This window comes from Novosphingobium rosa NBRC 15208, from assembly GCF_001598555.1.
Classification (GTDB): Bacteria; Pseudomonadota; Alphaproteobacteria; order Sphingomonadales; family Sphingomonadaceae; genus Novosphingobium; species Novosphingobium rosa.
Map to the genome: position 1 here is coordinate 36,728 of NZ_BCZE01000044.1, position 14,713 is coordinate 51,440.

The 14,713-nt window shown below is 61.5% G+C and carries 10 protein-coding genes; 4 read left to right on the plus strand and 6 right to left on the minus strand.

Annotated elements, in window-relative coordinates; translation table 11 throughout:
* Positions 1 to 106: 106 nt before the first annotated feature.
* A complete protein-coding gene (locus tag SR3_RS17355) occupies positions 107 to 1,075 on the minus strand; it encodes a helix-turn-helix transcriptional regulator (RefSeq protein WP_169805656.1) in 969 nt (322 codons plus the stop codon).
* Positions 1,076 to 1,323: 248 nt separating this feature from the next.
* Here SR3_RS17355 and SR3_RS17360 point away from each other — a divergent pair, with 248 nt between their 5' ends.
* Both SR3_RS17360 and SR3_RS17365 read left to right on the plus strand, forming a co-directional pair.
* Positions 1,324 to 2,364 (plus strand): zinc-dependent alcohol dehydrogenase family protein, encoded by a 1,041-nt coding sequence (locus SR3_RS17360; protein ID WP_245653964.1) that lies wholly within the window; start codon positions 1,324 to 1,326, stop codon positions 2,362 to 2,364.
* Between the two features lie 162 nt (positions 2,365 to 2,526).
* On the plus strand, positions 2,527 to 3,327 hold the full coding sequence (locus tag SR3_RS17365) for an IclR family transcriptional regulator (RefSeq protein WP_068088988.1): 801 nt from the start codon (positions 2,527 to 2,529) through the stop codon (positions 3,325 to 3,327).
* 54 nt (positions 3,328 to 3,381) lie between these two features.
* Here the strand turns inward: SR3_RS17365 and SR3_RS17370 are convergent, their stop codons facing one another.
* A complete protein-coding gene (locus SR3_RS17370) occupies positions 3,382 to 4,461 on the minus strand; it encodes a CaiB/BaiF CoA transferase family protein (protein ID WP_068088993.1) in 1,080 nt (359 codons plus the stop codon).
* A 201-nt stretch (positions 4,462 to 4,662) separates the two neighbouring features.
* On the opposite strand from SR3_RS17370, the gene SR3_RS17375 reads away from it, so the two are divergent.
* The gene (locus tag SR3_RS17375; protein WP_068089054.1) at positions 4,663 to 8,151 is read left to right on the plus strand and encodes an indolepyruvate ferredoxin oxidoreductase family protein; all 3,489 of its coding nucleotides are present in this window, start codon (positions 4,663 to 4,665) and stop codon (positions 8,149 to 8,151) included.
* 316 nt (positions 8,152 to 8,467) lie between these two features.
* On the plus strand, positions 8,468 to 11,014 hold the full coding sequence (locus tag SR3_RS17380) for a TonB-dependent receptor (protein WP_068088996.1): 2,547 nt from the start codon (positions 8,468 to 8,470) through the stop codon (positions 11,012 to 11,014).
* A gap of 215 nt (positions 11,015 to 11,229) precedes the next feature.
* On the opposite strand, the gene SR3_RS17385 is transcribed toward SR3_RS17380, so the two are convergent.
* From SR3_RS17385 to SR3_RS17400, 4 genes are read right to left on the minus strand one after another with little or no spacing between them, the layout of a single operon-like run.
* Positions 11,230 to 12,219, minus strand: coding sequence for a quinone oxidoreductase family protein (locus SR3_RS17385; RefSeq protein ID WP_068088998.1), 990 nt, complete (start codon positions 12,217 to 12,219; stop codon positions 11,230 to 11,232).
* Positions 12,220 to 12,244: 25 nt separating this feature from the next.
* On the minus strand, positions 12,245 to 13,882 hold the full coding sequence (locus tag SR3_RS17390) for an AMP-binding protein (RefSeq protein ID WP_068089057.1): 1,638 nt from the start codon (positions 13,880 to 13,882) through the stop codon (positions 12,245 to 12,247).
* Between the two features lie 2 nt (positions 13,883 to 13,884).
* The gene (locus tag SR3_RS17395; protein WP_068089001.1) at positions 13,885 to 14,271 is read right to left on the minus strand and encodes an EthD domain-containing protein; all 387 of its coding nucleotides are present in this window, start codon (positions 14,269 to 14,271) and stop codon (positions 13,885 to 13,887) included.
* Between the two features lie 23 nt (positions 14,272 to 14,294).
* Entirely contained in the window at positions 14,295 to 14,690 is a 396-nt protein-coding gene (locus SR3_RS17400) for a nuclear transport factor 2 family protein (RefSeq protein ID WP_068089004.1), read from the minus strand.
* Positions 14,691 to 14,713: the final 23 nt, after the last annotated feature.

The following is a 14,713-nucleotide window of genomic DNA, read 5'->3' on the forward strand; positions in this document are numbered from 1 at the left end:
GCGCGGGATGTGCTTTGTCTCGGGCTGTCAACCGCCTTGCCTGAGGCGGTAGTGGTCCGGGGATCGGACAGTCGTCGCTATCCGATCCCGGCGTTTCATGGGACAGTCAGGCCGCCTGGAGCTCCTGACTCTCGTAATAGGTGGGGCGTTCGTCCTGGCCGTGTGCCGACTTGCTGGAGGTCTGCAGATGCTGAGTGCGGAATTCTCGGGGCGGCATGCCATAGGTCGCCTTGAACATGCGGCTGAAATGCGCGGCACTCTTAAAGCCCGACATATAGGCGATCTCATGGATCGGATAGTCACGCGTGGTGGGCGAAACCAGCCAGTCACGGGCCTTGGGCAGGCGGTTCTTCCAGACCAGTTCGGAAAAGGAGGTGTTGTTGGCCTTCAGCAGAAAGCACAGATAGCGCGGCGAAATCCCGCAGGCGACCGCTACCCGGTCATAGCTCAGTTCCGGGTCGGCCAGATTCATCTTGATGTAGTTTTCGATGTCGGCCAGCCGCCGGTCGATCAGCTTCTGGCGGCGCGGCATCTCCACCCCGCTGTTGCGCAGGTGATCGGCCGTGGCATCGAGCAGTGCATGGGCCAGCGAGAGCGCGGTCTTGTCGCTCAGCTTGTCGCCATGCCGGGCCAGGAAATCCAGCACGCCGCGCACGATCTCGCCGTCACGGCTGTCGAGGCTGAAAGGTTCGGAAAAGCGCTCGGCCTCCTGCAGGTGGTTCATGAACAGATCGGCCGGGATGATCACCTGATACGAGGAGTGATAGCCTTCCGGCGCCATTTTCAGCGCGGCGTTGAAGGGCACACCCGAATCGAGAAAGCCGGCATGCCCGGCCACGATCTCTGTGGTGCCCGTGGCGCGCACGATCTTTACCGCGCCGCTCAGCACGAACCACAGCACGCGAATGCCAACCCGGTTCTTGCGGATATGCTGGGGGCCACGGTGAAAGGTCAGTTCGTTGCGGGTGGTGATCCGGGTGATGGACAGAGGGTTGCTCAACGCCTTGTCGACATCCACTCCGTTGAAGTCACCGGTCGCACTCTCAAGATCGCCCTCGTAGAATTCCCGCTTCATCAGCGTTTCATACGAAAGGGCTCCCATTGGCGTTTGCGCGCTCAATCCAGCGAAAAGCTTTTCCATGACGTCGCTCTCTCCCAACCCACCTGCCGGCCTCGCTTGAGCGAGTCTCCAAAGCGGTGGGCTTGTTTTGAAACGGTGACTGGCATATTTGCCATATCGTGAATGAATATTCCTCATTAGGAATGGTGAGTCAAGCACAGCCTTGATCCCCTGACTCTTCAGACCGGAGGCAGGCGCCCAAGATGCGCCTGCCCGACCCGCAAGAAAGGACGACATGGATGACCCCAGGACAGTATCAGCTCAGCGCCGAGCCAACCATCGGCTCTCTGGCCTGGACAGCGCTTGATCCGCGCCAGCCGGAGCGCGATGAAGTGCTGGTGCGGGTTGAAGCCAGCTCCCTTAATTTCCATGATTATCTGGTGGTCGCGGGCACGCTGAAAGCCCCCGCCGGACGCATTCCCCTTTCCGATGGCGTGGGGATTGTCGAAGCCTGCGGTCCCGATGTCAGCCGGTTCGCGCCGGGGGACCGGGTGGTGGGAACGTTCTTCCCCGACTGGATCGATGGCGCCCCCACGCGCGGGGCGGTGAGCCGCATGCGCGGAGACCATGTCGACGGATTCGCCGCGACTCACGTGACGCTTTCTGAAACCAGCTTTGTGCGGGCGCCCGCAGGCCTATCTGCGGTGGAAAGTGCCACGCTGCCCTGTGCCGCCCTGACCGCCTGGCGTGCGCTGATGGTTGAAGGCGGGGTCGGGCCTGGTGAAACCGTGCTGGTGCAGGGCAGTGGCGGCGTTGCCTTGTTCGCTCTGCAATTTGCGCGGATGGCTGGAGCGCGAGTGATCGCCACCAGTGGATCGCCGGAGAAGGTCGAGCGGCTCAAGGCGCTGGGCGCATGCCATGTCATCGACCGCACCGAGGCGGGCTGGGGCGAGGCGGTACGCAAACTGTCGGACGGCGGTGTCGATCATGCGGTCGAAGTGTCAGGCGGCGACCTTTCCCAATCGCTGAAAGCTCTGCGTACGGGCGGCCACCTGTGCCTGGTGGGCGTGCTCAGCCGCAAGCCGATCGAATTTCCGCCTGCCGAAATGATCCACCCCAACCGCCGCATTACGGGGATCACGGTTGGCAGCCGTCAACATCTTTCCGCGATGATCACGGCTATCGAGATGCACCAGCTGCGGCCCCAGATCGATTCGGTCTTTAGCCTGGCAGACTTGCCGAAAGCCTTTGCATGCTTCAAGGCGCAGCAACATTTCGGGAAGATCGCCATCACCTTTGGCTGATCGCCTGGTGGAGCTATCGCCACAGGCAATGATTATGTCCTTCTGTTGTGGTGCTGCCTAAATCGAGTGTTTTCGCGATGCTTTGCGGGCAAGTTTCTCAACCCGTCCAACTGATGTTTGAAATGGCGTGGCGGGCGCCTTGTCGGAGATGGCAGAAGTACAATGGACACTTCGCTCGAACCGCCGATGGATGCGACCGAGGCGCCGGCCGCCTCTCTGCCCAAGCTGGGTGTCATAGGGCAGGCCATCGCCATCCTTCGGTTCCTGGCGGCAAACCGGCGCCCGTTGGGAGTCAATGCGATTGCCCGCGAGGTAGGCATTGCCCCCAGCTCCTGCTTCAAATTCCTCAAGCAACTGTGCGATGAGGATTTTGTTCTCTTCGATGCGGCCACCAAATGCTATTCTTTGGGCGGGGGCGCGATCATGCTCGCGCGGCGCGCGCTGGATCCGGCCAACACCTTTGTCCTGATCCAGCCGATGCTGGCGCAATTCGGCGCGGCGCATGGCGTGGCTGTGGGGTTCTGGCGGAAAATCGACGAGAAGCGCATCGTCCTGGCCGGCTTTATCGAGGCCGAGCATCTGATGCGTATTCATATGTCGGTGGGGCAGCGCCTTCCGCTTTACGTCGGCGCAGTGGGGCGTGCCTTTGCCGCGGATCTGGGGCTGACGGCCGAAGAGATTCGCGCCGAACTGGGCAAGGTGCGCTGGGAAATGCCGCCCAGCTTCGAACAATACCGCGAGCAGGTGGAGCGCTGCAAAGCCGATGGCTATGCGGTCGATCAGAACAATTTCGCCCCCGGTGTGACCACGGTGGCCGTGGCCTTCACCGATGCGGAGCGCGGCTTGGGCTATGGCATTTCCGCGATCCGCTTCAGCGGCCAGCTTTCCGATGACGAGACGCTGCGGATCGGTCGCGGGCTGGCGGCGCTTAAAGAGCAGCTTGGGCAAAGCTGGCTGAAGTAACCGCGATGGCCGCGGTGGCGGTTGTCCTTGGGCAAGGGCAACCGCCAGATCCGGCTACCAGCCCGCGAGTATCTCTTCCGCCTTCCAGACCCGCTCCGATGGCGCCCATTGGATCGCGCCCGGCGTCTCCGAAAAACGCGGAGCCGGGGCAACCCGCGTGGCGCCATCCGCCTCGATGAAGGTTTGGCGCTCAAGATGATGCGGATGGCTCCGGGCTTCGCTCAAGGTCAGCACAGGGGCGAAGCAGACGTCGGTGCCTTCCATCAGTGCGCACCATTCGTCGCGGGTTTTGGTGCGAAAGACCTCGCCTAGGGTGGCGCGCATCGTCGACCAGTGCGCGGTGTCCATCTGGGCATGGGGCAGCTTGTCGGCGGCGCCGGTTTTTTCCAGCAGCAAGGCGTAGAATTGCGGCTCGATCGAGCCGATCGCCACGAATTTGCCATCGGCACATTCGTAATTGCCGTAAAAATGAGCACCGCCGTCCAGCAGATTGGCCTCGCGTGTGTCGGACCATAGTCCGGCGCTCTGGAAATCATGGAACAGGGAGCCGAGATAGGAGGCACAATCGGTCATGGCTGTATCGACAACCTGCCCCTTGCCGGTCTGCCTGGCATGCAGCAGGGCGGCCAACATCCCGGCGATCAGAAACATGGCGCCGCCGCCGAAATCCGCGCCCAGATTGAGCGGGGGAACGGGACGCTCGGCAGTGCCGATCGCGTGCAGCAGGCCGGTGAGGGCGAAATAATTGATGTCGTGGCCGGCGGCATGAGCCAGCGGGCCATGCTGGCCCCAGCCTGTCATGCGGCCATAGACCAGCGCCGGGTTGCGCGCGAGCATGACCTCTGGCCCAAGCCCGAGCCGCTCCATCACCCCAGGGCGGTTGCCCTCGAAGGTCATGTCGGCCTTTTCGATCAGGCGCAGGCAGGTCTCGACAGCATCGGGCGACTTGAGGTTGAGGCAGATGCGCTTGCGGCCGCGCGAATCATTGCGGAAGTTTCTCGGCGGGCTGGCGCCTTCCCGCGCGATTTCAATAACCTCAGCGCCCAAATCGGAAAGGAACATGCCAGCATAGGGGCCGGGCCCCAAACCCGAAAATTCGACCACCCTGATCCCGACCAGCGGACCACTTGTCATCTTGGCATCTCCCCATGTGTTTGCCCTTTCGCTATAGACGATCAATTCCCGGTCACAGTTTCCGGTACTTGCAAGGCGCCTGTTCCACAGCGGCAATCAGGGTGGCCAAGATCCGATGGCGGGTGCATCCCGTTGAAACGCGGCCAGCCGAAGACGTCGGCCCGGCCTGTTTCGCCCTCTTCCTGAATTATGGCTCATATCATGACCAAGTCTGTCGTATCTCTCGATGACAAATACACGCTGACTTCGGGCAGAGTGTTCCTTTCGGCCAATCAGGCGCTGGTTCGCCTGCCCATGGATCAGGCGCGGCGGGATCGCGCTGCGGGTCTGAAAACGGCGGGTTTCATCTCGGGCTATCGTGGTTCGCCGCTGGGGGTCTATGATGCGGCGCTCTGGGCGGCGGAAAAGGATCTCAACGCCTGCGACATCCGCTTCGTGCCCGGCCTCAATGAGGAACTGGCGGCCACATCGGTGCGCGGCACGCAGGAGTTGGCGTGGTTCGGGGAATCCGCATTCGAAGGGGTCTTTGCCCTGTGGTACGGCAAAGGACTGGGTGTCGACCGCGCCTGCGAGGCGCTGAAGCTGGGCAATCTCGAAGGGGCAGCGGCGCAAGGCGGTGTTCTGGTCGTGGCCGGTGACGATCATGGCGGCAAATCCTCGGCCAGCGCGCATCAGTCCGAACACACGCTGATCGCGGGGTTTATCCCGGTTCTCTACCCTTCCACGGTGGATGAGATTATCGAATTCGGCCTCTATGGCTGGGCGCTGTCGCGCTACAGCGGGCTTTATGTGGGTTTGAAATGCATCACCGACACGCTTGACCTCACCGCCTCGGTCGAGCTGCCGGATCTCGACCGCGCCTTTGTTACGCCCGAGCATAGCCTGCCGTCCGGTGGCATCAATGTGCGCTACACACCGGCCCCGCTGGAGCTTGAGGCCATCACGGTGCAGCAGCGCCTGCCAGCGGCCCATGCCTTCCTGCGAGCCAATCCGCTCGACCGGGTGCTGATCGATCCGCCGCGCCGCCAGCTTGGGCTGGTGGCGGCGGGCAAGGCCTATCTCGATCTGCGCCAGGCGCTGGCCGATCTGGGCCTGACCGAGGCGCGCTGCCACGCGCTTGGCATCGGCCTCTATAAGCCCGGTCTCATCTGGCCGCTGGAGCCAGAGGCGGCGCTGGCTTTTGCCTCAGGCTACCGGGCGCTGCTGTCGCTCGAGGAAAAGCGGCCGGTGATCGAGGACCAACTGGCCCGCCTGCTCTATGCTGCGCCTGCGGACCAGCGCCCGGATCTAGCGGGCAAGCGCAGTCTGCAAGGATCTGCCCTGCTGCCCGAAGTGGGCGAACTTAATCCTGCGATCATCCGCAAGGGGCTGATGGCGGTGCTGCGTGAACTCGGCCTTGCGGATCAGGCGGTGGAGGCGGCCTGGCAGCATTTCGCCCGGCTGGAGGCCGATGCGGTGCTCTATGGCGGAGGCAGGGTGCGCCCGCCCTTTTACTGCGCTGGCTGCCCGCACAACACCAGCACGAAGGTGCCCGAAGGCAGTCAGGCCATGGCCGCCGTGGGCTGCCAGGGGCTGGCCGCCTATGTCATGCCCGAACGCAACACTATGCTGCCGGTCAACATGGGGGGCGAGGGGATGCCCTGGCTGGCGGTCGGCCCGCTGGTGGAGCGCGAGCACATGTTCCAGAACATGGGCGATGGCACCTATTCCCATTCGGGCATACTCTCGATCCGGGCTTCCGTGGCGGCGGGCGCGCGCATCACCTACAAATTGCTGTTCAACGATGCTGTCGCCATGACCGGGGGGCAGCCGGTGGAGATGCATATCTCCCCGGTGGATATGGTACGCCAGCTGATTTCCGAGGGGGTACGCCCTGTGGTGCTGATGTCGGATGACATTGCCAAATACACCGCAGACCAGCTGCCGGCCGGGGTCGAGTTGCGGCCGCGCGCTGATCTCGATGTGGTACAAAAGGCGCTGCGCGAAACCATGGGTGTTTCGGCCATCGTCTATGAACAGACCTGCGCCACGGAAAAGCGCAGGCGCCGCAAACGCGGCACCTATGCCGACCCCGACAAGCGTGTTTTCATCAATCAGGACGTGTGCGAGGGTTGTGGCGATTGTTCGGTGCAGTCCAACTGCATTGCCATCACACCGCTGGACACCGAACTGGGCCGCAAGCGCCGGATCGACCAATCGACATGCAACAAGGATTTCAGCTGCCTCAAGGGGTTCTGCCCCTCGTTCGTCACGGTTCAGGGCGCCACGGTGGCGACCAGGATCGCGAGCGATGCCGGGCAATTGGAAGCGATGCTTGTAGATCTGCCAAGGGCTAAGGTTGCGCCCCTGGATCATACCTTTGGGATGATGGTCGCGGGCGTGGGGGGCACCGGTGTGCTGACGGTGGGCGCCTTGCTGGGCATGGCCGCGCATCTTGAAGGCAAGGGTTGCACCGTGCTCGATATGACCGGCATGGCGCAGAAGGGCGGCGCCGTGACCTCGCACATCCGCATCGCGGCCAGCCCCGATGCGCTAAGCTCCGCGCGGCTGAGCTTTGGCCATGCCGATGTTGTGCTGGCCTGCGATGCCATCGTGGGATCAAGTCAGGATGTCCTCAAGACCGTGCTGCCGGGCAAGACCACCGCGATTGTCAACGCCGACGTCAGCCCGACCGGCGAGTTCCAGCGCAACCGCGATGTCAGCTATGACGATGGCGCGCTGATCCAGGCGGTGAGCCGCGCGCTTGCCGGTGGCGATGTCTGCGCGCTGCATGCCAGCGGGTTGTCCACCGCGTTGATGGGCGACAGCATTGGCACCAATGTGCTGATGCTTGGTTATGCTGCGCAAAAGGGCCTGCTGCCCCTGAAGGTAGAATCGCTGGAGGAGGCGATCCGCCTGAATGGTACGTTCGTGAAGGGCAATCTGCGGATCTTCGCGATTGGCCGGCTCGCGGCGGAGCGCCCCGAGGATCTCTATCGACTGATCTCGCCGACCAGCGTCAAGCTGGAAGATATGTCGCTGGGCGATATTCTGGCGAGCCGCACCGCCTTGCTGACGGACTATCAGAATGCCGCTTATGCACAGAGCTATACGAGCTTTGTCGAGGAGGCGCAGGCTGCCGTGGCGGCGCGGTCGCTGGAAGGCGGGCAGCTGCTGGTGCGCGAGATCGCGATCACCCTGGCCCGGTTGATGGCTTACAAGGATGAGTATGAGGTGGCGCGCCTCTATGCCGATCCCACCTTCATGGCCCGCCTGCGCGATCAATTTGACGGCGATCTGAAGCTGACCTTCCATCTGGCTTCAGCGGCGCTGTTCAGCGGCCAGGATGCCGCAGGCCGCCCGCGCAAGCGCGAACTGGGAGGCTGGATGATGCCGGTGTTTCGGGTGTTGGCCCGGTTCAGGGGATTGCGCGGCACCCCTTTCGATCCGTTCGGGTACATGACCGAGCGGCGCAAGGAACGCGCCCTGATCGTGGATTATCGCGCGATGATGCGGCAGGTGCTGGCCAGGTTGAACCAGGCCAATGTGTCCATGGCCATCGAATTGGCCGGTGCGGCGCTGGAAGTGCGAGGCTACGGGCCGGTCAAGCATGCGGCTTTCGAAGCCTATGAAGAGCGAAAGGCAGAGCTGTTGGCCGCCTTCACCCTGGCTGCACAAGTGGCGCCTGCCTCAGCACCGCAAACCGTGTGAGCCGGGCGCGCGGCATGGCCATGTTCCATGCTTGAACGGCCAGATTTCCGCAGAGACATGCACACCGGACAGGATTCCAGGAAAAGAACGGAGAGAATATCGGGAGACTTGCTTTGATCGACAGGGTTATTTGCCTGAAGGTGAAATTCTAGATATCGTTCTCCAAAAACCGGCGTCTTTTCGATATTGAATGATGAGGGATATGGCATAGCAGATGATTGATAGGGCAGAAACCGCCGCCGTAATTTGGTTGTGGTAATGCCTGCTTCTTGCGTGGCTCGATTTTTTCCCAAAAATATAAATGAGAGGGGATTCGATGATCAAACAACGCATTATTGCGGCCTTGTTGTGTGGCGCCGCATGCATCGGAGCGTTTCCCGCCACGGCTGCCTTGGCTCATGCCGATGCGGCACCTGGCGATGAGACTCCATCCGCGCCTGCCGACGGCGCCAGCCCGGCGGCGGCGCCAGCCGGTTCCGACATTGTCGTCACGGCGCGGAGGCGCGGTGAATCGCTGATCGCCGTGCCGGTTGTGGTGACGGCCATGAACCAGACGATGATCGAAAGCCGGGGCATCACCAATCTGGATTCGCTGGCCCGTGCCGTGCCCCAGCTTCTGATCGGACCGCAGGGCGGATCGGTTCAGGGTGGTGAAATATCCATTCGCGGTATTGCGGGGCCTGACAGCAATCCCTTTGGTGATCAGGCGGTATCATTCGATATCGATGGTATTCAGGTCGCGAAATCGACGGTTCGCCGCATGAGCGATTTCGATCAGGCTCAGGTGGAAGTCTATAAAGGCCCTCAGGCACTTTACTTCGGTAAGAACAGTATGGCTGGTATCGTCAACATTCAGACTGCCGATCCCACCAACAAGTTTGAGGCAGGGGCCAAGGTCAGCTATGAGCCCTATGCGCGTGAAGTACGCACTGAGGGCTATGTGTCCGGGCCGGTTGCCGATGGCCTGTCCGTGCGCGTGGCCGGGCTGTTCTCGCATATGGATGGCTATTTGACGGACCAGACACCGCGCGATTCGGTATATTTCAACACCGCTCGCAGTCCACGGGATAACAATTGGGGGTTGCGCGGCACGGTCAAGTACAATGCGCTGTCCAATTTCGACGCGAAATTGAAGGTTTCCTACGGCAAGACGACCAACAATGGTCCGGCCAGCGCACAGGAATTTGTAAGTTGCCCGCTTGGTGCGCGGCAATTCTCCTTCTTCCCGGTCAACCCGGATAACAGCGAATGCAAGGCCGGTTCGCAGGTGGTGAATGCCGGTTATGGCCCTCTGATGTCGCAGTTGGGAGGGACAGGCAACCACTTCCGCAAGGATGGTCAGAATTTCCAGAATCAGGAGCAATTGCTCTCCGGTTTTGTGATGCATTATCATCCCAGCAGCCAGATCGACATCTCCTCGGCGACCGGCCTCTATTATGTCAATCTGACGCAGTGCCAGAATTACGAAAACAGCTATGCCCTGGCTTTGCCCAGCTGCAACACCATGAAGGATCGGGAATTTTCCCAGGAACTGAATGTTGCGACGAAGTTCGACGGACCGTTGAATTTCACCGCGGGCCTGTACTTCAGCGACACCTGGGCCAAGACCGGATCACTGACCTATCTTTTCGCAACGGGCTTTCCGCTTCTTGATTCGGTGTCACCTGGTCTTGGCGGCCCAACCACGCCGGCCCAGATCAATGCCTATTCCTTCACGCAGGAAGGCAAGGCCTATTCGGCTTTCCTTCAGACCAGTTTCAAGCCGATCCCCGAGGTCGAAATCTCCGCTGGCGGTCGCTATACGCATGAGACCAAGCGCCTGACCGATATCCGTGATGGCGGCGGCCTGAGCGACAGTCGGCCCGGAGCCTGGACGAATGTTCTCGACAGCTCGACCATCGTCTCGGTGGCGAATGGCGGTTTGGCCCTGGATCATGCGGCATGGGATGATTTTTCCCCCGAGGCTACGATCAACTATCGCCCGAGTCAGAATTTGACCGTCTTTGCTTCGTACAAACATGGTTTCCTGTCGGGCGGTTTCAATTCCAGCTCGGTGGATCTCGGTGGTGGAAACATCGATCTCAGCTACAAACCGCAGACGATCAAGGGTTTTGAAGGTGGCGTGAAGACCCGCTTGTTCGATGGAACGGTGCTCTTCAATGTGGCGGCCTATCACTATCTGGTTTCGAACCTGCAAGTGGTGGAATTCACCGACGCGACCAGCACGATTCGCAATGCCGCTTCCTCGAAGATCAACGGTGTCGAGGCGGACATCACCATCCGCACCCCCGTTCATGGTCTTATTCTGAACGGCGCGGCGGCTTACAATCGCGCGGTTTACGCCAGCTTTCCCGGCGCGCCATGCTATAATGGCCAGAGCCAGGCGCTGGGTTGTTCCTACACCGGCACCAATGGCGTCTATACCTCGGTTGTGGGCACAGCAAAGCTTGGTGATGTGCAGAGTCTGGCTGGCAAGCCCGTTCCGCGAGCACCTTTGTGGAACCTTTCGGCCGGGTTTACCTATGACACGGTCATTGGCTCGGGTCTGAAACTGGGCCTCAATGGAGACGTTACCTATTCCAGCAGCTATCTGACCGATGCCACCGATGCGCCCAACAGCCGGCAACCGGCCTATGCCCTGCTCAATGCGGGCATTCGCCTCGGTTCGGAGGATGAGCGCTGGCAGTTTGCCGTCATCGGCCGCAATCTGACGAGCAAATATTACTTCGCGGCAGCGCCCGACGTGCCCTTTACCGGCAGTGGCACAGGCGCGGCAACCGGCAGCGTACTGGGCGACCGTTTCGCCACAGTCTCACGCGGGCGGGAGATCGTGCTGCAGTTTTCCACCAAATTCGGACGCTGATACACCGTCCAGAACAAAGCAGGGGGGCGGGTCAGCGCAAGCTGGCCCGCTTCTTTGGCCGGCGTGGGCCGGATCACCTGGCGGCGATGCAGCGGCCAGATTGCCCAGAAGGAATGGTCCCAGCATGACAGATGCAGCGCGATGTGGACCCAAAAAAATCCGGCGGTGCCTTGTGCATGGCACCGCCGGATTGGCAAAGTTGGAACAGGCTCCGCTCAGATCGTGAGGGCCACGCCTCCGAAGGGCCGGGCCTTGGCCACATACTCAAGCGCTGCCGCCGCCTGCTCGAAGGGAAAGCTGCGGTCGAACAGGGGCCTGATCTTGCCGTCATCGGCAAGGTCGGTGAAGACGCCCCAGGCATCGGCCCATTCCTCGGGCGTGCAGGTGTAGACGCCATAGCCCTGGATGCTTCCCCGATAGAGGATCAGATCCGCCAGGGTGATGGTGGACTGCCGTCCGGCGGCAAAGCCCAGCGTGATGATCTTGCTGTAGCGCTTGATGCACTTCGCCGCCTCGGCAATCACCTGGCCGCCGATCGAGTCGATCACGATGTCCACGCCTTCGCCTCCGTTCAGGGCGTGAACCCCTTCGGCCATCGTCTGCTGCGAGGTGTCGATCACATTGGCAAAGCCGGCAGCGCGCGCAAGCTCGGCCTTGGCGGTCGAACTGGTGGTGCCGATCACATTGGCAGCCCCCAACGCGCGCGCCAATTGATAGGCCGCATTGCCCACCGATCCGCCAATGCCCGGTGCCAACACCGTTTTGCCCGGCGCAAAGCCTGCTTCGATCAAGGCGCGATAGGCCGTGGGATAGGCCACCGCAGCCTGGGCTGCGGCGCCATCGGGCACTGCGTCAGGGATCTTCCAGGCATGGATCTCCTCGACGGCGCAAAAATCAGCCCAGCTGCCGGCCCGCATGAAGCCATAGGGGAAGGCCCCGAACATGACGCGATCCCCAGCCTTCAGCCGCTTTGACGCACCGGCATCCTCCACCACACCGGCCCCTTGGTTGCCAGGCACCAAGGGCAGGTTGGAGGGCGGGAAATTCGCCTCATTCTCATTGTTGATGACTGCAACATCAAAGGGCACCACCCCCGGTGCGGTCATTTTGACCAGAATTTCGCCTTCCTTGGGCCGAGGCTTGTCGATCTCGACCTGCTTCAGGCAAGAGGGCCCCGATTGGCTCTCCAGCAACCATGCGCGCATGATGAGGTTCCTTGATTTTTGGTCGCTATTTGCGGCGGCGAACCTGGATACCGGCTGCCTCGCGGTCCCAGGTGGTTGGCGTCACGCTTTCGTCGCGCAGCTGATATTTCAGAACGCGCCCGGTCGGATTCTTGGGCAGCGCCGCGCGAAACTCGACGTAACGGGGCACCGCAAAATGAGGCAGATTGTCGATCGACCAGAGGCAAAGCTCCTCCTCGGTCATCAGCACATCATCACGCAGCACCACGGTGACCTTGATTTCGTCTTCGCCGGTCTGCGCGCCGACCGCATGCACCGCCACTTCGGCCACGGCATGATGCGCCTGAAACGTGCGCTCTACCTCGAAGCTGGAGATGTTCTCCCCGCGCGAGCGCAAATAGTCTTTGGCCCGGTCAGCGAAATAAAGGTAGCCATCGACAATCTTGCCCAGATCGCCAGTGTGCATCCACAGGTTTTTCCAGACGGCGGCGGTGGCATCGGGGCGTTTCCAATAGCCCTCGAACATCACATTCGCCTCACGCGGGCGGAATACGATCTGGCCGACAGTGCCTTCGGGCACGGGTTGATCGTGATCGTCGAAGATCATCATCTCATATTCGTCGACAACCCGACCCGCGCACAGCTCTGGCGGGGTTTCGTCCAACGGCACGGCGGTCATTCGGATGCCCTCCGTCTGGCCATAGGACCAGCTCGAAACGATCTGCGCGCCGAATCTCTCATGCCAGATTTTCCGCACCTCGGGCGAGATCGGAACGCCGAACACCATCTTCAGCCTGCCGCGATAGCGCTTGGCCGCCTCGCAATCGGGCGCCTGGGCGACCAGCGCGAAGATCGAGGCCATCAGCATCGCCGAAACCGCGCCCGATTGCTCGATCTCGTCCCAGAAGCGCCGGACTGAAAACTGGCTGGACACCGCGACACAGGATCCATCCCCCATCACCGAGAGCACGCCGCACAGCGCTGCCGCATGGAACAGCGGCAGGCAGGTCCAGAGCGTTTCTCCCTCGTCCAGCAGCGTATGGCGCCGATTGATGCGGCCCACGGCGGCGAAGTAATTATGCGTGATCATGCAGCCCTTGGATGGGCCGGTCGTTCCCGAGGTGTACAGCAGGGCCGCCAGATCTGCGGGCTGCACAACCAGGGGCAGCGGAGCGCTGTTGGTGCCCCGGAAACTGTCGAGCGGTTTGACCGGAATGATTGAGGCGATGGCCGCCTGGGATCCTCTGGTCAGGATCAGCTGGACCTGGGGCAGGCCCTCCGCGATCTGCATGAATCGTTCAAGATAATGCGCCTCGCACATCACCAGCTTCGCACCGGTATCGTGCACCTGGCCACGCAGGAATTCTCCGCGATAGGCGGTGTTCACCGGAACCCAGATCGCACCCAGCTTGTTGATCGCGAACCAGCAGATCAGCGAATCTATGGTCGTATCGAACAGCGTGACGACACATTCGCCCTTGTGGACCCCCAGCGTGGCGATTTCGCGGGCCATCGCGTTGGAAGCCTCATCCACCTGGCGATAGGTGAAGGGCGTGCCATCGATGATTGCGAAGGTGCGGTCTGGCGTGCGCGCCGCGGCGCGGCCCAGCAGTTCGACAACAGTGTCGCGTTGGCCAGCGGCAAAGGCCGGTTTTGGTCTGGCGGCTTCCAGGGAGAGTGTCACCGTCATGCGCTCTGCGTTCCGTTGTCGACCACATCCACCATGATCATCACGGTTTCCTCCCGCTGCAGGAAGCGCAGCTCATCCTCGGCCAGGATCGGGTTGATCTCGGGATCGTTGAAGATGCGGGTGATTTCCTCGATCGCGGCCTGATCTTCCACGAACATCTCGGTGATGCAGTCATAGCCGATGTCATAGGGGGCGGGCACGGTCCCGGCAGGAATGTTGCTGGGGTTGCGCAAGGCGAAGCCGGGATAGTTGCGGATGTAGCCCTTCAGAAGGTGGCCAATGTATTTTTTGGCGAGGAGCACATGGCTGTTCTCGTAATGCGTGCGAAACTGCTCAGGCGTGGTGCCTTCCTTGCGTTTCAGCAAGTAGATGATCTTGATCATGGGGGCTCTCCAGGGAAGGGGCGTCAGCGCAAGGCGGCCAGGATTGCGGCTGTGTCGCCGTAAACGGGGTGGATCAGCTTGATCTTGCCGCCCGACACCTGTGAGGCTTCGGCCAGCGGAAAGGACACCGATTTACCGGTGGCGCGGACCTCGACAGCAAAAGTGCCATAGGCGATTACCCATTCGCCATCGGTGGCGAAGACATCGGGGGTGAAAGAGAAGGCGCTGTAGGTTTCCATCACCTGAAGCAAAGCGCCGCGAATGGCCTCCCGGCCGGTGAAACGGCCACCATAGGGCAGGGAATCGGCTTCCAGCAGCACGCCATCCTCGGCGAAAAAGTCGAGAAACCCCTCAAGGTCTCCCCGCTCGAGCATGGCGGCATAGGCGGCCTTGACCGTATCGACAGGACTTGTGTCCATGGTCCCAATTCTCCCGAAACTGT

Coding starts and splice junctions, on each gene's coding strand:
- SR3_RS17355 (WP_169805656.1), bottom strand. CDS start 1,075: ATGAAGCGGGAATTCTACGAGGGCGATCTTGAGAGTGCGACCGGTGAC.
- SR3_RS17360 (WP_245653964.1), top strand. CDS start 1,324: ATGCGCCTGCCCGACCCGCAAGAAAGGACGACATGGATGACCCCAGGA.
- SR3_RS17365 (WP_068088988.1), top strand. CDS start 2,527: ATGGACACTTCGCTCGAACCGCCGATGGATGCGACCGAGGCGCCGGCC.
- SR3_RS17370 (WP_068088993.1), bottom strand. CDS start 4,461: ATGACAAGTGGTCCGCTGGTCGGGATCAGGGTGGTCGAATTTTCGGGT.
- SR3_RS17375 (WP_068089054.1), top strand. CDS start 4,663: ATGACCAAGTCTGTCGTATCTCTCGATGACAAATACACGCTGACTTCG.
- SR3_RS17380 (WP_068088996.1), top strand. CDS start 8,468: ATGATCAAACAACGCATTATTGCGGCCTTGTTGTGTGGCGCCGCATGC.
- SR3_RS17385 (WP_068088998.1), bottom strand. CDS start 12,219: ATGCGCGCATGGTTGCTGGAGAGCCAATCGGGGCCCTCTTGCCTGAAG.
- SR3_RS17395 (WP_068089001.1), bottom strand. CDS start 14,271: ATGATCAAGATCATCTACTTGCTGAAACGCAAGGAAGGCACCACGCCT.
- SR3_RS17400 (WP_068089004.1), bottom strand. CDS start 14,690: ATGGACACAAGTCCTGTCGATACGGTCAAGGCCGCCTATGCCGCCATG.